This window comes from Allobosea sp. RCC_152_1 (assembly GCF_041360765.1).
In the GTDB taxonomy this organism is placed as follows: Bacteria; Pseudomonadota; Alphaproteobacteria; order Rhizobiales; family Beijerinckiaceae; genus Allobosea; species Allobosea spartocytisi.
This window is the reverse complement of record NZ_JBFUPU010000001.1, coordinates 1,329,312-1,350,966: the sequence shown is the minus strand read 5'-3', so window position 1 is coordinate 1,350,966 and position 21,655 is coordinate 1,329,312. Positions and strand designations below refer to the sequence as shown.

The following is a 21,655-nucleotide window of genomic DNA, read 5'->3' as shown; positions in this document are numbered from 1 at the left end:
GCTCCCCAGAACCCAGCACTCTGAACGAGTGACATCTCTAACGGGGAGACCGGTGACCTTTCTAACGGGTGCCTACATCTATGATTCGCATAAGACATATTATGGAACTCAGAAGCGGTTTGGAGTGTGTTGCATTCTGCACGCAAACCGCCGTTTTCTGCGCAACGGCGCTTGCGGGTAACGAGCGATTTGGCGTGTTGCAGAAGCAGCCCGTTTCGCGGGAATATCGTGCGCGACGCAAGCCGAGGCCGAATGCGCAGCTGGTCAGGATTGCGCAGCATTCGGCCTTGGCGGTTCAAAAAGCACTGATCGCAAAATGATGTGCAAAAACCCAGACTGGCCGATTGCGCAACTGACGTCGGTCTCACAGATTCAACAGCAATGGCAAAGGCATTGGGATTACCGATATGCCTGCTGCGACCCTGAGATCGGCGATCATCCCACCAAGTCTTAGAGGCACCGTCGGCGTGCGACGCTCTGGTGTCCCGAGATTCTGGGCGTTGATTTGGCTCGATATCCTCAAAGGGTCGCTCGCGCGTTCGACGCGAAGATCTTATCTGTCAGCAATCGACCGACTGTATGATGCTGCGCATCGTCGTCATGGAACGGATTGTCTCGACCGATTGCTCGCCGACGCCGATTGGGACGCGATCGAGGACGTCTTGGCAGGCTTCTTGGTACGTCTCAGAAACGAGGCAGCGCATGCGGCGCAAGATCGATCAGCAGCTTGGGCTTCTGCCGTAACCTTCGTACGGGACATCGAGCGATTTAACAGCGCCTCCGCTGGGGCTCGAATGACGGATGTCGAGGAGGTCGAAGACGACGAGCTTCATCACTGACTCGTGCATGTCAGGCTAAAATGTCTGCTTCCGGCGCTCTGCGAAGGCCGGCAGCCGGATAACCGGAACTGGCCCATTGCTGACGCCCACATCGTCCGCTTTCGGGCAGTCGAATTACGGCAACGGGCGGAGAGCTTTAGTTTTAGCCGCCGTCCCGAGTATTTGCCTTCCGACGGCGTGCCTTCTTGCTATCTTACCCGGCCACTCCAGGCTTCCAGACCAAGCTTCCAGAGGGGCGGCAGCTTCGCGAATGGGGACACGGTATGGGCGATGGCTGCCATCGCACGGCGGTTGTCCGAGTCGACCTTGCCGTAGATCGCCTTGATGTGGGCTTTGACCGCGTTGATGCCCGTACCGAGAATGATCGCGATCTCCTCGTTCGACTTGCCCGACGCGATCAAGGCCGCGACCTCAAGCTGCCGGGGAGTCAGTTCGGGGAAGGCGAGCCGCAGCCGCTCGCCTGGCGTGAGTTTGGCGAGCGTGCGTTCCTGCGCCTGCCGATAGCTGCGCAGCACATGCGCGCGGAAGGCTTCCAGCCTGTCCCGCTCCTCGTCCCCAAAGGGCGGTCGACCCAGGACGCGGTGGCCGGCGATGGTTACCACGTAGTGCTCATGCGCCAGGACGACCGCCATGATGTGGCGCGCACCGGACGGCAGGAACACCTCTCGGGCGATGGGTAGCGCCAGGAACTCCTCCTCCGAGAAGAAATCCGATTCACGCAGAGCCCGCTCGCCGAAGAAGCCAGGATCATATTGCCAGAACGGATGCGAATGCATGTGGCGGGCGAAGGCCTGCATGGCCTGGCTGCGACGCTCGGGATCGTCCTCCACGGAGATCATCGAACGGAAGTCCCGGCTTGGTTGGTGGAACTCCGAAAAGCTCACCACCTCGGCGTCGATCAGGCGGCCGACACTGGCGAAGACAAGACCGGGCAGGCTGAGCAGGTCCGGCTGGGCTTCATAGAGAGCAATGATCTCGTTTCTAAGGTCGCCGTCCATGGTTCCTCGGCTCGTCGCGCCCAGTTCTCCAGGCGAGCGCGTCTGGCGATCATGCTCTAACGGCGATCGGTGGGGTATGCGTTAAAGTGAAAGCCTGCATCTTCTGCGTCGCATGACGCGGGGCCATACCCGTTCGGGTAGTGGGCGAGCCGCGATTCACCTGAGATATTAGCAACACACTCGGCGGTCGCGAGCGGCGGCGCGACGAGGAAACCGCTGCAGGTCCACCTGCAGGTTGTGTGGCCGTCCAGGGGGATTTCGTGAGATCTGCGCTTGTCGCCGAGACACCGTCTGCCGTTCTCGCCTCGTCTCGGAAAGGGGAAGCTGCTGGAGCAGCGGCATTGCGGCTTGGTGCGAGTCGGCGCGGTGGGCGGACCGCGCTGTTGCTCGGCAGCATGGCGCTCGCCGTCAGGAAAGCGATGTGAAGCATGTCCGCCGCACTGGTTCTATCATGCCCCCTGCCCCGCTAGGCAGACGGCTATCCAAAAAGATTTCCTTGGCGAGCACAGGCGTCCTGCTGCTCGTCCCGGCGGAGCGTGGGTGGGCTGACGATATCAGTCTGAGGGGGAACGTCATCGATGGCGCAACGCCGGCCATCACCCAAGTCATCACGGATATGGGCGTTTTCCTCAATACGAGCACCGTGACGATTTTCGGCAACTTGACCTTTGGCTGGTCCAATCCCGGCGATCTCGTCATTCAGAACGGCGGCACGCTATCCAACGTCGAAGGCGTAATCGGCTACGGGGTAGGAAGCGTTGGCTCTGTCACGGTGTCCGGTCCGGGCTCCACCTGGACGAATAGCGGTAACCTCTATGTCGGCGGCAGCGAGGCCAGTAATGGTACGCTCACCATTCAGAACGGCGGCAAGGCGTCCAACCTCAATGGTGGGGTCGGCTACGGCGTAGGAAGCGTTGGCTCTGTCACGGTGTCCGGCCCGGGCTCGACCTGGACGAATGCCGGTGTCCTGTATGTCGGCGCTGGCGGCGTCGGCACACTCACCATTCAAGGTGGCGGCAAGGTCTCCAGCGGTTACAGCATGATCGGCTACGTTCTGGTGAACTCTACCGTCGCCTCTGGCGCCGTCACGGTATCGGGTTCGGGTTCGACCTGGACGAACAACGAACTCCGGGTCGGCGTCAACGGCCCCGGTGCACTGACCATCGACAGCGGGGGCACTGTCGTTACCACCAACTTAGTGCTGGGCGATTCGACGGCAAGGGCCTCGGGCACGCTGAACCTCGGCGCGGGCGGCGTGCTTGAAACCGGCAGCGTTCAGAAAAGCGACGGAACCGGCATCTTCAATCTCCAAGGTGGGGTGCTTCGGGCCACGCGGGACAACAGCAACTTTATCGCAAACTTCGGGCCGACCGATGTGCGTCTTTCGGGAAGCAGCACGATCGACACGCAGGCGTACAATATCGGCCTCGCCCCCGCATTGTCCGGCACGGATGGCCTGGTCAAGCAGGGCACGGGCACGCTGACGCTTTCGGCGGTCAATACTTACACCGGCGGCACCCTGATCAATGCCGGCACCCTGGCGCTGGGGCCGGGCGGTAGCCTTGCCGCGACCAGCGGTGTCAACCTGTTCGGCGCGGGCGCGGTTTTCGACATCAGCGGATCGGGTGCAAACCAGACGATCGGGGCTTTGACAGGCGCTGCGGGCACCAGCGTCGCGCTCGGCGCCAACACGCTGACCCTCGGCGATAACGGGCCTGCTACCTTCGGTGGCTCGATCGGCGGCACCGGTGGCGTCGTCAAGCAGGGCGCGGGCACGCAGACGCTGACCGGTGCGAACATCTATGTCGGGGGGACGACGATCAATACCGGCACGCTGGCGCTCGGCGCGGGCGGCAGCCTGTCTGCAATCTCCGCTGTCTCGCTTGCCGGGGCCGGTGCCACTTTCGACATCAGCCTCGCAGGCGGTGACCGGACTATCGGTTCCTTGTCCGGTGTCGCCGGCAGCACCATCGCGCTCGGCTTCAACAGATTGACCTTTGGCGACGTGACGAACCAGATTTTCGCTGGTTCGATCGATGGTGACGGTGGCATCAACAAGCAGTACTCCGGCAGGCAGACACTGACCGGTACCAGCACCTATGGTGGCACGACGCTGGTCTCGGCCGGTGAGCTGCGTGTCGACGGTGCGCTGAACGGGCCGGGAGCGCTGACCGTGGCGGCCGGTGCGACGCTGTCTGGCACAGGCAGCATTGCCGGTGCCGTGACCGTCAACGGTACCCTGTCGGCGGGGCATAGCCCCGGCACACTGACGGTTGGCTCGCTTGCGCTGAACGGCGGCTCGACCTCGGTCTTCGAGCTGAATTCGCCGGGCGTGGTCGGCGGCAGCGATCCCATCGCCGGCAACGACCTCGTCGAGGTCACCGGCAATCTCACGCTCGGCGGCACCCTCGATGCCCGCGCGGCTGCCGCCGGCTATTATCGGTTGTTCGATTATGGCGGCACGCTCGCGGGCAGCTTCGCCAGCCAAGGCGTGACCTCGACCCGGAGCGGTTTCACCATCGCCAGCGCGCAGGTCGAGACGGCGACGGCAGGACAGGTCAACCTCGCCGTGTTCGGCACCGGCCAGACCCTGCAGTTCTGGGACGGCACGAACACAATCGGCAACGGCACCGTCAATGGCGGGGCCGGCACCTGGGCTCCCTTCGGCACCAACTGGACCAATAGCGCCGGCAGCTCCAATGCCGGCTGGGGCGGCTCGGTCGGCGTCTTCGCCGGCGCGGCCGGCGGCGCGGTCAGCGTTGCCGGCACGGCGAGTTTCGACACCCTGCAATTCTCGGCCAATGGCTACGCGCTGAGCGGCGGGACGCTTTCAATCCTGCCCGCGGGCGGCACGTCCGGTACATTCAACGTCGATAACGGCGTCATAGCCAACATCGCCTCGACGATTGCCGATGGCAGCGGCACGGCCATCGCCAAGGCCGGCAACGGCCGGCTCGTGCTCTCTGGCAGCAACAGCTACAGCGGCGGCACGGCGGTCGAAGGCGGCGTGCTGCAGATTTCTGCCAATGCCAATCTCGGGGCGGCCTCCGGTGGCTTGAGCCTTAACGGCGGCACGCTCGCGACCACGGCCAGCTTCGCCTCGTTTCGTCCCGTGGCGCTCGACGGCCCCGGCGGCTTCGACGTGGCGGCAGGCACGCAGTTCGAACTCGGCGGCACCGTCTCCGGGGCGGGCAGCCTGACCAAGCTCGGTGCTGGCACGCAGATCCTGACCGGGGCGAACACCTATACGGGTGGCACGACGATCAGCGGCGGCGTCTTGCAGATCGGCAATGGCGGCACGAGCGGTTCGATCATCGGCAACGTCGTCAACAATCGCACGCTCGCCTTCAACCGTTCGGACGATATCACTTTCGCCGGCACCATCTCGGGCGGCGGCGACGTGCAGAAGCTGGGGGCCGGCTCGCTCACCCTGACCGGGACCAACAGCTATGGCGGCACACTGATCCAGGCCGGCACGCTGATCGGCTCGGCGATGAGCTTCGGCCTCGGTCCGATCCACAACAACGCCGCGCTGGTCTTCGACCAGCCAGGCGACGCAACCTTCGCCCAGGCGATCAACGGCACCGGCACCCTCACCAAGCGCGGGGCAGGCAATCTCAATCTGACCGGCGACGGCAATCTGATCGGCGCGACGACGGTTGAGGACGGCAAGCTCTCGGTGAATGCCTCGTTCGAGAACTCGGCCGTCACCGTGCTCTCGGGCGCAGCGCTCGGCGGCAGCGGCACGGTCGGCTCCACCACGATCCAATCGGGGGCGACCATTGCCCCGGGCAACTCGATCGGCACCCTCAACGTCAATGGCAACCTGACGCTGGCGCCGGGCTCGACCTACGAGGCCGAGATCGCCGGCAACGGCACCTCCGACCGCATCGCCGTGACCGGAAGCGCCATCGTCACGGGCAGCCAGGTCGGCGTGACCGCGCTTGATCCGCAGACCAGCTACGTCAACGGCGAGCGCTACACGATCCTCACCGCGACAGGCGGTGTCACCGGTAGCGCCCCCGGTGCGGTCTCGCGCTCGGCCTTCCTCGACCTCTCCGTCGACCAGCAGCCGGACCAGATCGACCTCATCATCGCGGTCAAGGGGACGCCTCCGGTCACTCCTCCCGGCTCTGGCCCAACGCCGACACCCCCGCCAGCGATTTTCGAGACCGTGGCGCAGACGCGCAACCAATTTGCCACCGCTGGCGCTCTCGACACGCTGCTGCAGGTCGGCGGCACGCTGGCGCTCTACAACAGCCTGCTGATGCTCGACGCGCCAGGTGCGCGCGCCGCCTTCGACTCGCTCTCCGGCGAGGTTCACGCCTCGGCGAAGACGGCGCTGATCGACGAGAGCTGGCTCCTGCGCAACGCCGTCAACGACCGACTGCGTTCGGCCTTCGGCGCGGTCGGCGCGCAACCCATGACGACGTTGAACTACGGCTTCACTGCCGATCTCGCCCCAAGCGTGAAAGGTCCGATGCCCGAGCTCAGGTCCGACCGCTTCGCGGTCTGGGGCCAGGGCTACGGCTCCTGGGGCACAACGGACAGCGACCGCAACGCTGCCAAGTTGACGCGCTCGACCGGCGGCTTCCTCATCGGTGCCGATGCTGCGGTGTTCGACACCCTGCGCGTCGGCGTCATTGCCGGCTACAGCCGCTCCGAGTTCGATGTGAAGGGCCGGCGCTCCTCGGGCGAGAGCGACAACTACCATCTCGGCCTCTATGGTGGCGGGCAATGGGGCGCGCTCAACCTGCGCACTGGCGCGAGCTACACCTGGCACGACGTCGAGATCAGCCGCACTGTCGCCTTCGCCGGTTTCGGCAATAGCCTCAAGGCCGACTACAATGCCGGCACCGCCCAGGTTTTTGGGGAGCTCGGCTACCGGGTCGATCTCGGCCGGGTGGCGTTCGAGCCCTTTGCCGGCCTGGCCTATGTCAACCTGCATACCGATGGCTTCCGCGAGACCAGCGGCGCCGCGGCGCTCTCAAGCCGTGGCGGCGACACCAATGTAGGATATTCCACGCTTGGACTGCGTGCCGCGACCAGCTTCGATCTGCGGGGCGTGGGCCTGACCCTGCGCGGCGGATTAGCCTGGCGCCACGCCTTCGGAGACGTCACCCCGACCGCAACGCTGGCCTTTGCCGGCAGTACACCGTTCTCGGTCGCTGGTGTCCCGATCGCGAAGGACGCCGCCCTGCTCGAGGCGGGGCTCGACCTGGCCATCGGCCAGAGCGCCTCGCTCGGCCTCTCCTATACCGGGCAGCTCGCCCAGGACGCGCAGGACCACGCCTTCAAGGGCGTCCTCGCCGTCAGATTCTGAGGTTACCCTGGCTCCGCAGCGAACCCGCTGAAGGTCCGACATGGGACGTTTGAGGTCATGCCGTTTCAGCGTTCTAGAGGTCCGCTTACAGGCGATGAGCAAAGTTCCGCTGTCGGCGCATCGCAGTTGCTGGTCTGCGCTAGCCTCCACCCTTCGGCGAAGAATTTCCCTGGGCAGTGAGATAGGCGCAGAACATATCGGCCAGGCCGTCGGCGTAAGCTTGGATTTCCATGGCGGTCCTCGGTGTTTGGCCTGTTTTTGGTCCTCTCCGATCGCTCGACAGCGAAAGCTGTGGAAACCCAGCCCGGCGGATAACGCCTTGTTTCCAGGCGGCCGGTGCGTCCGAGGCCGCTTCTGACGCAAGCTACCAATGTGCGCATTCGAAGTGCATTGATGGTTTCGTAAGTCCTCGATTTTTGCGGCGCCAGAAGCTTGGACATCCATCCGCAGCTGGGGACTCTTGTCTGGTAACGATTTGGTAAGACTCGGTCCGCGCCAATGCCCGTCCGCGACACGCGTTCGGGATAGGGATCATGAAGATCTTTCGGATCGCCGTCGGCCTGCTGCTGCTCGTTGGTGGCCTCTACGTCTTGATCGGCGAGCATTTCGCTGGAACCTCGGCCGACGCGACGGTGAATGCCCGCATCAACGTGATCCGCGCCCCGATCGAGGGACAGGTCAATCTTGCCGTCCGGAGCATCGGCGCGCGCGTGAATGCGGGTGAACTCGTCGCCGACATCACGGATGAGCGCTTCGACACCGCACGCCTTATCGATCTAGAGCGCGACCGCGACAACCAGCAGATCGAGCTGAAGCGGGTGGCCACGCAAAAGGAAGCGATCAGCAATGCTCGCGCTGGCTTTGCCGCACAGCTCGATAATTACCAGAAAGGGCGCGTCAGCCAGATCGAGGCGCGGATCGCCGAGGCGAAGGCCAATCAGGATGCCGCGGCGGCCCGCCTGCGCGAAGCCGATGGCACCCTCAAGCGCGCCAACGACCTGAGCGATCGGGGCGTACAGACCGCAGCCAATCTCGAACGCGCCCGCGCCGCACAGGACGTGGCGCAGCAAGAGCTTGAGAGTGCCCGCCAGCGTGGCAGCTATTTGAACACCGAACTGGCTGCCGCCCGCACCGGCGTTTTCATCGGCGACTCCTACAACGACGCGCCCTTCTCCTCGCAGCGTGTCAGGGAACTCGACCTGCGGCTGGCCGAACTTGCTTCCGAACAAGAGCAGATCGAGGCCCGGATCGCGGGGTTCGAGAAACAAATCCGTGCCGAGCGTCTGAGGCTCAACAAGCTGACTTCAGCCGTGCTGACGGCCCGCGTCGCCGGCATGGCTTGGGACTTTCTAGTCGACGATGGCGAATATGCTCGCCGGGGTCAGGATCTGGTCAAGCTCGTCGACTGCCGCAGCCTCGTCGTCACCGCCAGCGTGACCGAAAGTCTCTATGATGACCTGTCCATTGGTACGCCGGTCCAATTCCGGCTGTTCGGCGACGATCGCATCTTTGAGGGCACGGTGACGCGTCTCGGCGGTTCTGGCGCCTCGGGGCTGTATACCAATCTTGCGGTGGGACCGAGCGCCGAGCATCTCGAACGGTTCGACGTCACCGTCAGCGTGCCCGAACTTTCGAACCAGTCTGACCTCTCCTGCGCCATCGGCCGCACCGGCCGCGTCATCTTTTCGAACGGCCCCATCGCCACCCTGCGGCGCTTCCTGACCCGTTACGGTATCTGATGCTGACGCTCCCTGCATGGCTGTCTGCCCTTGCCGGAGCGGCGGTGGTGGTCGGCCTGCGGTTGCTCGTTCTTCCGCTTCTCAATCCCAAAATGTGGCAGTGGCGGGCTCTTCTGCTCGGTGCAACCATGTTCCTGGCTTGGCGTTACATAATTTGGCGCTTCACCGACACGGTCGCGCCGCTGGGCTGGACGGCCGATGCATTCTTCAGCTGGGGCTTCGCGATCCTCGAAGCACTTACCGTCCTGTCCTCGACCATCGCCTTCATCATCCTGTCGCGGGTCAAGGAGCGCAGCCTCGAGGCCGACCGTCATCGCGATTGGTGGAAGCCTGGCCCACCGCCACAGGTCGATATCTTCATAGCGACCTACAACGAGCAGCTTGAGGTGCTGGAGCGCACCATCGTTGGCGCCAAGGCGCTCGGCTATCCCGCCCTTCGGATCTTTATCCTCGACGACGGCCGGCGGGACTGGCTGCGCGCGGTTTGCGAGCATCACGGCGTCGAATATCTGATCCGTCCCGACAACGCCCATGCCAAGGCCGGTAACATCAACCATGCCTTGCAGTTGCGTGCCGGAGATCCGGACGCGCCTGATTTCATTGCCGTGCTCGACGCTGATTTCGTGCCGCATATCGACTTCGTCGAGCGCGTGCTTGCGCTGTTCCATGCGCCTGATGTCGGCCTGGTCCAGACGCCGCAGCACTTCTTCAACCCGGACCCGATCCAGCACAATCTTGGGATTAGCTCGGCCTATCCCGACGAGCAGCGCCATTTCTTCGATAATGTCGAGCCATCGCGCGATGCGTGGGGCATCGCGGTCTGTTGCGGAACCTCGTCGATGGTGCGCGTCCGTGCCGTAGAAATCATCGGGGGCTTTCCGACGGAGAGCGTCACCGAAGATTTCCTGCTGACCCTGCGCCTATCGGAGAACGGCTGGCGCACCGTCTACCTCAACGAGCCCCTAACCGAAGGCCTGGCTCCCGAGGGTTTGCAGGAGTACATCGTCCAGCGTGGTCGTTGGTGCCTGGGCATGATGCAGATCGTGCGCAATGTCTACAGCCCCTTCGGCGAAAACCGGCTGAGTTTCCTACGACGCCTCAGCATCTTCGATTCTCTGCTCTACTGGAGCACCACCTTCCCGTTCAGGTTGGCGAGCCTGATTTGCCCGCTGCTCTATTGGTGGGGCGGCGTCGCCGTCGTGAACGCTTCGGTCACAGATATTCTCGTCTACTATCTGCCCTATTATCTGGCGGTGATGATCGTGTTGAACTGGCTGTCGAAAGGCCTGTTCATCGCTATCCTGAACGACGTGGCCCAATTGGTCGCCGCCTGGCCGATCACGCGGGCGGTCGCGCTCGGACTGCTGACGCCCGGGCCGCATAAATTCTCGGTGACTGCCAAGGGCGGCGATCGCACGAAGGTCGTTGTGCAATGGCCGCTGATGATGCCGTTCCTGCTGCTCTTCGCGCTCACCGTCGGCGGCATGGTCGTGCCGCTGACCTCGGACTTTATTTTCAATCACGCCGCCACCGCAGGCGACGGCATGGCTGTCGTCATGTTCTGGACGGTCTACAACCTCTTCGTCCTGCTGGTCGCGATCGCCGCCTGCATCGAGCGGCCGCGGCCCAACCGCCCGCAGCGCCAGATCGTCGAGCCCGTAACCCTGCTAATGGCAGGGCGCGAACAACGCGGCTGGCTGGTCAATCTTGGCGTCGGTGGCGCGCGCATCAGCGGGCTGAACGATTTGGAGCCGGGCATGACGGGGCGGCTGCGCCTGCCAATTATCGGGGACATTGAGGCGCGCATCATCGCTCCGACACAAGACGGCTATCGGGTCGGTTTTGCGCCCACGGCCGACCAGCGGGACCGCATCATCGCGCGGCTTCATACGGCCAGCGCTGCGCCTGGAACCAATCAGGGCAACATCGCGCTCATGATCCGCGAGCTGGCCCGCACGTTGACACGTTGACGGAGGAACGGATGAGCAGCCGTCTCAGCCTGCGCACCATCGCATTCGTCGGAGGCAGCATTCTGATGCTGGTTCCAGCGCTCATCGCCGGTTCCACATATACCGGCGCCTTGCAGAAGCGCGCCGAGCAGATGCTGGTCGATCGCTTGAAGGGGCGTGGCGAATTAAGTGCCAATCTCCTCGCCAAGAGCCTGCATCAACTATGGGGCGAGGTCGACGCGCTCGCCAAAACCCTGGATCCATCGGCGCTGCCGGAGGCACGCACCGCCATCAACCTGGTCGCGCGGCTCGACAATCGCTATTCGTGGATTGGCGTCGCCGATGTCGAGGGAACCGTGCTCGCGGCCGCCAACGGCCTCTTGGAACGGGAAAGCGTGGCGCAACGTCCCTGGTTTCGCCGCGGCTTGAGCGGGCCGACCGCGATCGACGTCCATGAAGCGCAATTGCTGGCGAAGCTGCTCCCGGCACGGACAGAGCCCTATCGCTTTATCGATCTATCCGCTCCCATTCAGAAGGCCGGCCAATCGCCGAGTGGCGTCGTCGGGGCGCATCTCAATTGGAGCTGGATTATCGACAGTCTCCAAGGCTTTCAGGCTCCTGGCATCGACGTCCTGCTGCTGTCCCGTGATCGCACCGTCCTGATCGGGCCGCCGGAACTAACCGATAAGCCCCTAATGATCGGTTCGGCCCAGGCTGCGAACCGCACGACGTCGAGTGTGCTCGACGAACGCTGGCCGGATGGCAAGGATTACGTAACCGTCGTCGTCCCGGCGATTGGTTATGCCGATCTGCCGAGCTTCGGATGGTCCCTCCTGATCCGTCAGAACATCGACGCTGCTCTCGCTCCGACGCGCGAGCTGGTCCGCAATTTCTGGATGACACTCGGTGGAGGGGCGCTGGTTGCTCTCGCCTTGCTTTGGCTCGCAGCAAACTGGCTGGCAACCCCGATGACGCGCTTGGTGTCTGCGGCCGAGGGCATGCTGGGTGACGGCGAACAGAAGCCACCTCATCCCGAAACGCGCTACGCCGAGGCCGAGCGTCTCTCCACCGCACTGGTCCGGCTACAAACGCGGCTGCACCGGCACTGAAAAATCAACTCGAAGGCAGACCCCTCGCGGCGTTCAAGCATGCTCTGCGCCTTGAAGGTCCGCTTTTGGGACTGGGTCGAATGTCCGGTTGTGGCGCATAGCTCCTCTCAGGTCATTGTCGCAACCCATCACTACCGTCTGATCGATATCGCTCGCTGCGCCTGTTCTGGCGGCATGGTGCATGAATTCCGGGAGTGAAGAACGGCTCTGCCCGTCGCTTGGGGGCCTCATCCTGTCGAGGGCCCAGTCATCTTGGCTGACCTCACCGCGGGTTGCGCTATCTACGCGGCAGCGCAGGGACAGCCCGTCCTATCTTTACCATTCTCTCTTTTTTACACGCATAGATTGCGTAAATGGAATAGCCTCTCGATCCGAGATGGTCTCTTCCCTGCCCCATCCGGCACTGGGGCCACGCGATGACAAGGATAACGATGTCCAGCCGCCGCGCATTTGCGTCAAACCCATTCCACCTGGTTCCAACGAGCGAGGCCTGATGTCGCTGATCGAACCGGATGCGCGCGCCGAGATCCGTCCGCGCCAGCTTGTCACGATAGAAGCGGCTCGGCGTGATCAGGCGGTCGAGCGTGCCGCGATAGAGCCCGAGGCTGCGATGGACCAGCGTCTCCATCAGGACGAGCCCGCTGACGGCAACGGAATCCTTGACGCAGCGATGGAGGAGGACGTTGGGAGTCGATGAAAGCCTAAACGGCGCGCCCGGCTGGACGACGAAATCGACTGGCGGGTTGATGATGCGCTGGATCGATTCACCGTTCCAGTTGCAGCCGAAGGTGTGGAGGCTCCCGTGCACGCCACCATCCTGAAAACGGAGAGGCCCAGGTTGAATTGGCGCTCAGCCCGGGTCTGTACGCCCTGCTAGACGCAAAGCGACGACCTATCTCTTTGTTTCGGCGTCAGATCTCTTCGAAACATCGATTTGATTTTCGGCCCTATGTTCTAAGGCAAGTAAGCGAACAGGCCGGTAGGAGCGCCTCCAAAAAGAGCCATCGAACCTGCGCCAACAACGGTCAAGGCAAAGAAGCCGCCCGCCATCGTCAGGTTCTTCAGAACCTCGGTGATATTGTTCCTGTGGGCGTCATAGCCCGTGACGAGACACCAGAGACCCAACAATGTGCTTGCGGTGCGCACCGGGTACCCAAGAACGACAGCGAGCCCCCCAACAAGTTCGCAGAAGCCGATCAGATACGCGAAGAACACGGCATCGGGTAAACCAAGCGCTTGCAAGCCTGGAACAAGCTTGGCCTCCCCGCCCCGCAGCTTCAGGATTCCCCAAACGACGAACGGCATGCCCAGAAACAACCGTGCGAGAACAAGACCTGCATCGGACATATTGATTTCCTCCCGTATTGCCGCCCTTCCCGTAAGAGAAGGCCATGATCGGCAAGGTCAGCACCGAGGCGCTGGCGACCCGACGCTCCGTCCCGCCGTTCACGGACTGCGCGGCGTCAGCGCGACGGCGGCCTCCGAGGTGAGCATGCGGAAGGTGAAGCTCTCCTGGAGATAAAGCTCGACCGTGGTCGCGGAGTGGCTGAGATAGCCGATCGAGAGGTCCTGGCCGATGTCGAGCGCGAAATCGCCGCCGCGGGTGGTGAGCAGGAAACCGCCCTCGATCGCCGGCGCCCAGATCACCCCGCCATCGACGATGCGCTCGAGATGGTGGAAGATCGGGTAGCCCTCCTCGTTGCCGCCGCTCGCCGCCCGATAGGCCTCGCCGCCCAGCACCAGCGCATAGGGACCGTTGCAGCCGGCGAGCTTGAGGTCGCTCAGCGCCCTGGCGACCGCCTCCGGATAGTCGTCGAGATCAGCCGGCAGCGGTACCGCGGCATTGCTGCTGCCGGCGCGGATGCCGCCGATCCCGGCCGCGGCATAGCCTTCAAAGACGGCACGGTCCTCGGCGAAGGCGATCGTCCTGGCCGCATCCTTCAGCGGCTGCCAGTCGGAATCCTCCGAGCCGCGCTCGACATCGTCGATCGCCTGTCGCGTCAGCGTGAAGGGAACGCGCAGTTCGACCAGCGGCTGCGCCTCGCGCAGCAGGGAGCGGATGCCCTCGCCCGGCGCCTCGATCGGGCGCGTATGCCCGGTCCCGACGGCGGCGTAAGCCGTCCCCTTCGGCCCGTCCACGTCGACGACGCGCCGCGCCGCCAGATAGCGCTTCAGCGTGCGCGAGGCCTCGTCCCCGATCCCACGCCAACCAGCAGCGGCGCGAGATGCGCGGCAAATCGCCTCCCAAAGGTGCGGAGCCCAGCAGCGGACATGCCGGGTCGAGCCTGAAGGCAACAACGCTGTCGGCTGCCCTGAAACGACTGAATGCCGAGATTCAGCGTCGCGCCGAGATGGCGAAGAACCATAGCCTGATCGAGAACGCCCAGCGCGCGCTCGAACTCAAGATGCACGCGCAGCAGAACAACATCCCGTTCAACACCCGGCACGCCAATCGGGGCATGCACGACATTCCGGACAAGGAGGTGAATTCGCTGATCCGCCCGGCGGAACGGGGACGCCTTCGCAAGGCATCCCATGTCGCCCAGGCGAAACGCGATTCCTCAGGTCACTGAAAACCTCGACAGCGCAGCGCGGATCGGAGCCTCGATTTTCCCGGTCGCCCGGCAGGTGCGGATAGGCCGCACACGGCGCGCCCGCATCCGACCTCATCACCTCCGCCATAGGATCCCCCTGTTATTTGGTCAGGGTGTGCATCTGCTACGCTTGCGGCATTCAGCCTGAGTGAGGTCGCCCTTAGCGTGAATCTGGCGGACGTGAAGGCCATGATCTGAGCCCTTAAAACTGGATCGCTTTGGGTTAGAGTTTTCCGTGTCGTTTCCCATGGGCTGGGAGGAGCGGAAGACGATGAAGGATTCGAAGTTCTCGGACGCCCAGAAGGCGTTCATCCTGAAGCAGGGCGCGGACGGGATTCCGGTGGCGGAGATCTGCCGGCGAGCCGGGATCAGCCAGGCGACCTATTTCAACTGGAAGAAGAAGTATGAGGGGCTGCTGCCGGCCGAGATGCGCCGGCTGAAGCAGCTTGAGGACGAGAACCTGAAGCTGCGCAAGCTGGTCGCCGATCTCGCGCTGGACCGCGAGATGCTGCAGGACGTCATTCGCCGAAAGCTCTGAGGCCTGGTCGCAAGCGCGAGCTCGTCGGCGTGATGTGTGGCGAATGGCAGGTATCGATCCGACGGGCCTGTGCGGTCCTGGAGTTCGACACGTCCAGCTATCACTACAAGTCGTGCCGGCCCGATCAGGCCCCCTTGGCAGCCCGGATCAAGGCGATCTGCGAGACGCGCATTCGCTATGGCTATCGCCGTGTCGACGTGCTCCTGCGGCGCGAGGGCTGGCAGGTCAATCAGAAGCGGATTCGAAGGATCTACAATGAGTTAGGCTTGCAACTTCGGAACAAGACGCCCAAGCGTCGGGTCAAGGCGAAGCTGCGCGAGGATCGCGCGCCGGCGACGCGGCCGAACGATGTCTGGGCGATGGATTTTGTCCATGACCAGTTGGCGACGGGCCGTAAGGTCCGGGTTCTGACCCTGGTCGACACCTTCTCGCGCTTCTCGCCGGCGGTCGATCCGCGCTTCAGCTACCGGGCCGAGGACGTCGTCGCCACGCTGGAAAGGGTCTGCGCCAAACTGGGCTATCCGAAGACGATCCGGGTCGATCAGGGCTCCGAGTTCGTCAGCCGCGATCTTGACCTGTGGGCCTATGCCAAGGGCGTCACGCTCGACTTCTCGCGGCCAGGCAAGCCGACGGACAATGCCTTCATCGAGGCGTTCAACGGACGCTTCCGCAGCGAGTGCCTGAACACCCATTGGTTCCTGACCCTTGCGGATGCGGGCGAAAAGATGGAGGCTTGGCCCAGATACTACAACGAGGATCGGCCGCACGGGGCCATCGGCAACAAGCCACCGATCCTGCTGCAAAATCCCGGCGGAGCACCCAGCCCGCCGCCGTGATTGAAGGCCGGAAACTCTACCGTCCGACGCTCCAGCAAATGGTCTCGGATCAGGCCGGGTGCTCATGTAGCGCACCGTCGAGGCGCATCGTCCGTCTCCGTGAGTGACAGACTCTACTCAAATCTGGAGAAAGATCAGGGTCTCAGGTCACTGTCGCAGCGCAACTGGTGGCATTCGCGATCTTTGCGCTCCGGCGCCGCGGCTGGCGCAGAACCATGCCCGCTTGACTCAGTTCACCTGCTCGACATCCGAAATGACGCCTTCGAAATAAGCCGCCAGCGCCGCGTAAGCATCCAGCGGCAGCACATGGGCGATGTATTGGTCTGGTCGCACGATCACAAGGCAGCCGCGCTCGCGGTCGATGCCGCGCATGTCGAAGATGTCCTGGCAGGAGTGGAGATCGGGACAGAATATCTTCTCGTAGTCGCGCAGACCTAAGCGCCCTTTCCGGGGCAGAAGTAGCTCCGGCATCGCCTCCAGCTTGAGATCGCGATGCCCCTGTTGGACGATCGCACGCAAATCTATGACGGCGTCGACATCGTCCCCGGCCCGCCGGGATCGCCGGACCGGCGACGAGGGCGAATTCGCCAGGAAGTCACAGAGCGCACGCAACCGCGAAGACCGCGTCGCCGGATCGCTCCGATCTGCGAAAGCGTAGAGCCGCCATCGGCCATCGGCCAGCGCGACATGACCGAGTTGGACCGGCTTGGCATCGGCCAGACGCACCACCGGCGCGGAATGGAAGCGGGTGCCGATCGACAGCCCCCGGGCCAGATCGGCATACGTCGGCTCGCCTGTAAGCAATGACGGAGCGTAGCGGGTTGCCGTCCCGGCCGTATAGCGCCCGTGTCTGACGAAATAGGCCTGGACCTCCTTCGGGTCGACACCTTCGCTGTCCGATGCCGATGACTTCAAGGGCGCGCTGAGCATCTTCGCCCATTCACGATCGAAATCGATCAGCTCCCGCGCGATCGCCCGTCGTTCGGACGAATAGCTGTGCAGCAGTTCCGGCCCGGATCGCCTCTGAAGGACGGCCGCGAGTTTCCAGCCCAGGTTGAAGCTGTCCTGCATCGAGACGTTCATGCCCTGCCCCGCCTTCGGGCTGTGGGTATGGCAGGCATCGCCGGCGATGAAGACGCAAGGCGGGCGGCCTTCCACCTCTTCGGCCGGCACATCATCGAACTTGTCGCAAAGGCGCTGCCCGATCTCATAGACGGACCACCAGACAACCTCATGAACCTCGAACGCGTAGGGATGTAGGATACGTTGCGCCGCGGCGATCAGGTGCTCGACGCCGAAATTGCGGTTCGCGACCCGCTCATTTTCGCTGAGCTTGTCGAGCTCGACATAGATCCGGATCAGATAGCCGCCTTCGCGCGGGATGATCAGGATCGAACCCTCGCCGGCCGACTGGATCAACGTCTTCAACCGCACATCCGGGAAATCGGTCACGGCCAGCACGTCCATGACACCCCAGGCCTGATTGGCGGAATCGCCGTGCAAGGCGCGCCCGATCGCTTTGCGCACGGCGCTACGGGCGCCATCGCAGCCGACGACGTAGCGCGCCCGGACGGTCTCGATCTCGCCCTCCTGCCCAGGATCGAGACGCTCCAGTTGCACCGTCACACGATGCGGCGACGCGCCCGACTCGGCCGCGCTGCCTATATCGATCTGCAGATCAACCAGACGCCGCGAATAGCTCGGCTCCAGCCGTGTCGGCGCCTTGCGCATGACGTCCAGGAAGAAGTCATGCACCCGCGCCTGGTTCAGGATCACATGGGGAAATTCGGAGAGTCCGTCCTCGACGTCTTGGATCCGGCCATGGCGGATGATGTTCTCCGGCCGCTCCGCGTCGGGCTTCCAGAACGAAACCTCGTTGACCCAGTAGCTTTCCTTGAGAACCCGCTCGGAAAAGCCGAAGGCATGGAACATCTCGATCGTCCGGCATGCAATGCCGTCGGCCTGTCCGAGTTCCAGGGGCCCGCTCTTCTGGTCGACGATCCGGGTCTTGATATCGGGGAAAGCAGCAAGTTGCGCCGCCAGCGTCAGGCCGGCCGGCCCGCAGCCGACGATGAGGACATCGACCTCCGCCGGCATGGTTTCGAAGGTCGGGGGGGGCTCGTTGCCCTCAGGGCGTTCGGAAACGTTCGGATCGCCGGCCCGAAAGCCATTCAGATGAAACTGCATGGAGGCCACCCTCGGCGCTTGGGACGATTGATGCCAGCGAGACCGTTCAGCTTCGCCGGGCGCGCGCCTGTTCCAGCCACATCTCCCAGGGGCGATGAACCTGCGCTTCGATATTCGCAACGCAGGAGCGGCTTTCGCCCTCGGTGAGATAGGTTACCTCGCCGAGCTGCATCGCCTGCAACTGGTAGCGTGCATTAAGTTCGGCATAGACCGCGCGATAGACCGCCTGCTTGATCGAGCCGCCCACTACCGTCGAGCCATGACCCCGCATAAGCACGATGTCGTGGCCGTCGAAATGTTCGGCCAGGGAGCCGCCGAGGTGGCTGTTGCTGATCAGGAGGTCGGTTGCGTCGCCACCGGCTTCGCGGATCTCGAAAACCGGCGCGCCCTGCCCGATGAAGCCGGCCATGTGGAACATCGCCCTTAGCCGCACCCCCTTCACGACGCTGAGCGGCACGATCGAATGTGAGTGGCTATGGACCACGGCCATCACATCGGGACGCCTGCGAAAGATCTCGGCGTGGATGAAGCGCTCGAGATAAACCCTGCGGCCGGCTGCGTTCACGGCCTGGCCGTCGAGCGAAAATTCAACGATGTCCTCGGCCGTGACTCCGCTCGGCGCCATGTTGCGGGCCAGCAGGAAACGGTCTGGGCGCTTGTCGTGGCGCACGCTGATATGGCCGAAAGCGTCGACGACGCCCTGGTCGAAGAGGATGTGATTGGCAGCGACGAGCTCCTCGATCATCTCCTGCGATGGGGAGACGGAGGCGTCGGCCGTATCGGCGACGTCGACCGCGATTGGATGATGATGTTCGCCATGATCTGACGCGCACATAGTTCGGTTCCTCCCAAAATCGCCGGTCGAGAGCCTAGCGTCGGTTGGCCGGCTCTTCCGGAGCCGGATTGTTCGCGGTGGAGGCTAGGATCGCGATGGTGTCCTGCTCCGCCGCAGCGGCGCTCTTATAGCGGGGCGCCGTGGTGACCAGCGGGCGCTCGGCATCGGCCGGATAATAGATCTCGATCGCGAAACGACCCGTGGCGTGGTCCTCGACAGGCTCGATGCGGATGAGCGGCATGGCGGATTCCCTGGCGGCGCGGCTGCTGTGCGTAGGCTGAACTAGACCGTGCGCCGCCTGGCCGGTCCAAGACAAAAAGGCTTCTCCTGCCAAGCTTTTTCATGCCAGGCGGGACGATGTTACTGGCGGCCGGGCCCAACTGGATCCGCCCGGGCCGAGCCGACCGGTCGGCAAACTCGTCTCCAGCTTTGCGATATCGGCTCAAGCCGCTGCGACCTGGTGGCGAAGGATGACCTCCCGTCCCCTACGCGCGGATTCGAGGATCGCGAGGCAGACTTCAAGTGTCGCCATGCCCCAGGCGCCAGAATGCAGAGGCGGAATGCCGCCCTTCGCCGCGGCATGGAGCTCGTCAACCACCTCGGCGCGCGGCACGGTTGGCGCCGGCACCGGCTCGAGCCAACGTTTGTCATCGGCATAGACCATCACGCCCTCAGCGAGGGGGCGCAGATCGGCCTGCTCGCAGCAGACCGTGATCGGCCCGAAGTGATTATGCGCGGCTGTCACGGGCGCCGCGACGGGGCTCTTCGCCACGCCATAGGTGCGGGTGTTCTTGAGCGCGGTTTCCTCCTCCGGCGTCGAGACCTGCGCCAACCCGCGCCGCGCGCTGCCATAGCTCTCAGGGTCGCGCCGCTGGCCCATCTCGCCGATCCAGCCGAGTTGCTCGTCGCTGTCGTAGCGGCCATAGCCGCTATAGGTCAGCATCGCGCTGGCCCCGTCCTTGAAGACGAGGAACGCCTGGTAAGCTCCCTCGGTCGGGCGTGCCGGATCGAACCGTCCGGTGGTGGCCCGCACGGTCGCAACCTGCCCGCCCCCGAGCAGCCGGGCGATATCGACCTGATGGGCACCCTGGCTGAACACGACGCCGCCCCCTTGCGCGGTGTCGAGCTCTTCCGGACGGCGCGGCCGGTAAAGGAAATCGGTGTGGTTGGACGCCGTAATCATGCGCGCGCGGCCGAAACAGCCCGAACGAATCAGCTCCGCCGCCTTCAGATAAGGCGCGTCGAAGGAATGGCTGTGCCCGACCAGGAGATGCACGCCGCCGGCCTGCGCCGCCTCGATCATCGCCCGGCAACCGGCGAGGGTCAGGGCCATTGGCTTCTCGACGAGGACATGCTTGCTACGGGCCGCCGCGAGCCGGACATGGGCCACATGGAATTGGTGCGGCGAGGCGATGTAGAGCGCCTCGACCGCCTCGTCGTCGCAAAGCTGCTCGACGCTGTCATAGCTGCGTGCCGGGGCATCAGGCCGCGAGAAATCGCTCTCGAACTGCCGGCGCGCCTCCGCGCGCGGATCGGCGGCGGCGACCAGCCGCACGAGCGGATGATGCGCCAGCGTCGGCAGCATCAGCATGAAGGCGCGGCCCAGGCCGACGACGCCGAGACGGAGCGGTTCGTTCATGGCAAGCCCCTAGAGATCGAGCATGAGTTCGGCGGATTTCGCTCGTGACACGCAGATCATGATGTTGCGGGCGCGCTCGTGCTCCGCCAGCGCCAGATCGCGATGCTCGGGCTCGCCCGAGACGAGCCGCGTCCTGCAAGTGCCGCAGGTTCCGCTCTCGCAGGAGGACGGCAGCACCTTGCCGGCCTCGCGCAGGACTTCGAGGATCGACTTGTCGACCGGGACCTCGAAGCGCTCGCCGCTTTTCGCCAGCGCGACCGTGAAGGGGGTGCTGTCTTCCGGCCGGGCCTTAGCCGCACCGAAATCCTCGAAATGCACCGCCGACGACGACCAATGCCCGGTCATGTCGCGCACCGCCTCCATCAGGCCGCGCGGCCCGCAGCAATAGAGATGGGCGCCCTTCGGCTCCTCCAGCACCGGCCAGAGGTCATAGGCCTTCTCCGGATCGCCGCCGTCATGGTGGATCACCACCTTGCCGCGGAATTCCGGGCTCAGGAACTCGTCGCGGAAGGCCATCATCTCGGGTGAGCGCGTGAAATAGTAGAGCTTGAACGGCTTCGCCCGCGTCGCGATCAAATGCTTGATCATCGCGCGGATCGGCGTGATGCCGATGCCGCCGGCGATGAAGATATAGCTCGAGGGACCGGGCTTCAGCGCGAAGTCGTTCTTCGGGAACGTGATCTCGATCTCGTCCCCGGCCTGGGTCTCGTCGATCAGGCTGATCGACCCGCCCCGGCCGCCGAGCTCCTTCTTGACGGCGATGACATAGTGGTCGGTCTCGTCGGGGTCGTTGCAGAGCGAATATTTCCGCATCTCGCCATTTGGGACCCGAACGCCGAGATGCGCACCGGGCGTGAATGGCGCCAGCGCAACGCCGTTCACCGGGCACAGCTCGAACAGGCAGATGTCCTGCGCGACCATCCGCTTGTCAGCGATCGTGACCCGTATGGTCGCTGTTTCCTCGGTCATGTGCGCCTCCGCCCGCCTCTCTCGACAAGGGCTTGAAACCGGAATAATCTAAGACTTAGATATCTAAGTAATTGACGATTGGCTAGCCCCGACCCGCGAC

16 protein-coding genes and 1 pseudogene are annotated in these 21,655 nt (G+C 64.0%); 8 read left to right on the top strand and 9 right to left on the bottom strand.

What is annotated here, in order from left to right:
* The first annotated feature begins 101 nt into the window (after positions 1-101).
* A complete protein-coding gene (locus tag AB6806_RS06325) occupies positions 102-320 on the top strand; it encodes a hypothetical protein (RefSeq protein ID WP_142020973.1) in 219 nt (72 codons plus the stop codon).
* An 87-nt stretch (positions 321-407) separates the two neighbouring features.
* Positions 408-839 carry a hypothetical protein gene (locus AB6806_RS06320; protein WP_142020972.1) on the top strand — a complete coding sequence of 144 codons (432 nt, stop codon included), beginning with the start codon at positions 408-410 and terminating at the stop codon, positions 837-839.
* A 188-nt stretch (positions 840-1,027) separates the two neighbouring features.
* Here AB6806_RS06320 and AB6806_RS06315 read toward each other — a convergent pair whose 3' ends face one another.
* Positions 1,028-1,837: a helix-turn-helix transcriptional regulator gene (locus AB6806_RS06315; protein ID WP_191125150.1), complete on the bottom strand. Its 810-nt coding sequence runs from the start codon at positions 1,835-1,837 to the stop codon at positions 1,028-1,030.
* 496 nt (positions 1,838-2,333) lie between these two features.
* Between AB6806_RS06315 and AB6806_RS06310 the strand changes: the two genes are divergently transcribed.
* The 4 genes from AB6806_RS06310 (at position 2,334) to AB6806_RS06295 (ending at position 11,957) form a co-directional block, all read left to right on the top strand.
* Positions 2,334-7,160: an autotransporter domain-containing protein gene (locus AB6806_RS06310; protein WP_370954296.1), complete on the top strand. Its 4,827-nt coding sequence runs from the start codon at positions 2,334-2,336 to the stop codon at positions 7,158-7,160.
* Positions 7,161-7,693: 533 nt separating this feature from the next.
* Positions 7,694-8,899 (top strand): HlyD family secretion protein, encoded by a 1,206-nt coding sequence (locus AB6806_RS06305; RefSeq protein ID WP_142020969.1) that lies wholly within the window; start codon positions 7,694-7,696, stop codon positions 8,897-8,899.
* Positions 8,899-10,869: a glycosyltransferase gene (locus tag AB6806_RS06300; protein ID WP_370954295.1), complete on the top strand. Its 1,971-nt coding sequence runs from the start codon at positions 8,899-8,901 to the stop codon at positions 10,867-10,869. Before AB6806_RS06305 ends, AB6806_RS06300 begins: the two co-directional genes overlap by 1 nt.
* Positions 10,870-10,880: 11 nt before the next feature.
* The gene (locus AB6806_RS06295; RefSeq protein ID WP_142020967.1) at positions 10,881-11,957 is read left to right on the top strand and encodes a cache domain-containing protein; all 1,077 of its coding nucleotides are present in this window, start codon (positions 10,881-10,883) and stop codon (positions 11,955-11,957) included.
* Between the two features lie 535 nt (positions 11,958-12,492).
* On the opposite strand, the pseudogene AB6806_RS06290 reads toward AB6806_RS06295, so the two are convergent.
* The 3 genes and pseudogenes from AB6806_RS06290 to AB6806_RS06280 all read right to left on the bottom strand — a co-directional run.
* Positions 12,493-12,642, bottom strand: a pseudogene (locus AB6806_RS06290) (glycosyltransferase family 1 protein); the annotation flags it as partial.
* Between the two features lie 269 nt (positions 12,643-12,911).
* On the bottom strand, positions 12,912-13,304 hold the full coding sequence (locus tag AB6806_RS06285) for a DoxX family protein (protein WP_142020966.1): 393 nt from the start codon (positions 13,302-13,304) through the stop codon (positions 12,912-12,914).
* 99 nt (positions 13,305-13,403) lie between these two features.
* On the bottom strand, positions 13,404-14,195 hold the full coding sequence (locus AB6806_RS06280) for a family 1 encapsulin nanocompartment shell protein (RefSeq protein ID WP_142021078.1): 792 nt from the start codon (positions 14,193-14,195) through the stop codon (positions 13,404-13,406).
* Here AB6806_RS06280 and AB6806_RS06275 point away from each other — a divergent pair.
* Both AB6806_RS06275 and AB6806_RS06270 read left to right on the top strand, forming a co-directional pair.
* Positions 14,183-14,530 carry a hypothetical protein gene (locus AB6806_RS06275; protein WP_185747854.1) on the top strand — a complete coding sequence of 116 codons (348 nt, stop codon included), beginning with the start codon at positions 14,183-14,185 and terminating at the stop codon, positions 14,528-14,530. The genes AB6806_RS06280 and AB6806_RS06275 overlap by 13 nt on opposite strands.
* Before the next feature lie 292 nt (positions 14,531-14,822).
* A protein-coding gene (locus AB6806_RS06270; protein ID WP_142020964.1) for an IS3 family transposase occupies positions 14,823-15,925 on the top strand; the annotation gives its coding sequence in 2 pieces (ribosomal slippage) (positions 14,823-15,084 and positions 15,084-15,925; 1,104 coding nt in all).
* A 228-nt stretch (positions 15,926-16,153) separates the two neighbouring features.
* On the opposite strand, the gene AB6806_RS06265 is transcribed toward AB6806_RS06270, so the two are convergent.
* From AB6806_RS06265 to AB6806_RS06245, 5 genes are all read right to left on the bottom strand, one after another.
* Entirely contained in the window at positions 16,154-18,112 is a 1,959-nt protein-coding gene (locus AB6806_RS06265) for an FAD-binding monooxygenase (RefSeq protein ID WP_142020963.1), read from the bottom strand.
* Between the two features lie 46 nt (positions 18,113-18,158).
* Entirely contained in the window at positions 18,159-18,857 is a 699-nt protein-coding gene (locus AB6806_RS06260; RefSeq protein ID WP_370954294.1) for a class II aldolase/adducin family protein, read from the bottom strand.
* Between the two features lie 124 nt (positions 18,858-18,981).
* The gene (locus AB6806_RS06255; RefSeq protein WP_142020961.1) at positions 18,982-19,188 is read right to left on the bottom strand and encodes a hypothetical protein; all 207 of its coding nucleotides are present in this window, start codon (positions 19,186-19,188) and stop codon (positions 18,982-18,984) included.
* Between the two features lie 201 nt (positions 19,189-19,389).
* A complete protein-coding gene (locus AB6806_RS06250) occupies positions 19,390-20,586 on the bottom strand; it encodes a Gfo/Idh/MocA family oxidoreductase (protein ID WP_142020960.1) in 1,197 nt (398 codons plus the stop codon).
* Between the two features lie 9 nt (positions 20,587-20,595).
* Positions 20,596-21,555: a PDR/VanB family oxidoreductase gene (locus AB6806_RS06245; protein ID WP_142020959.1), complete on the bottom strand. Its 960-nt coding sequence runs from the start codon at positions 21,553-21,555 to the stop codon at positions 20,596-20,598.
* Between the last annotated feature and the right edge of the window lie 100 nt (positions 21,556-21,655).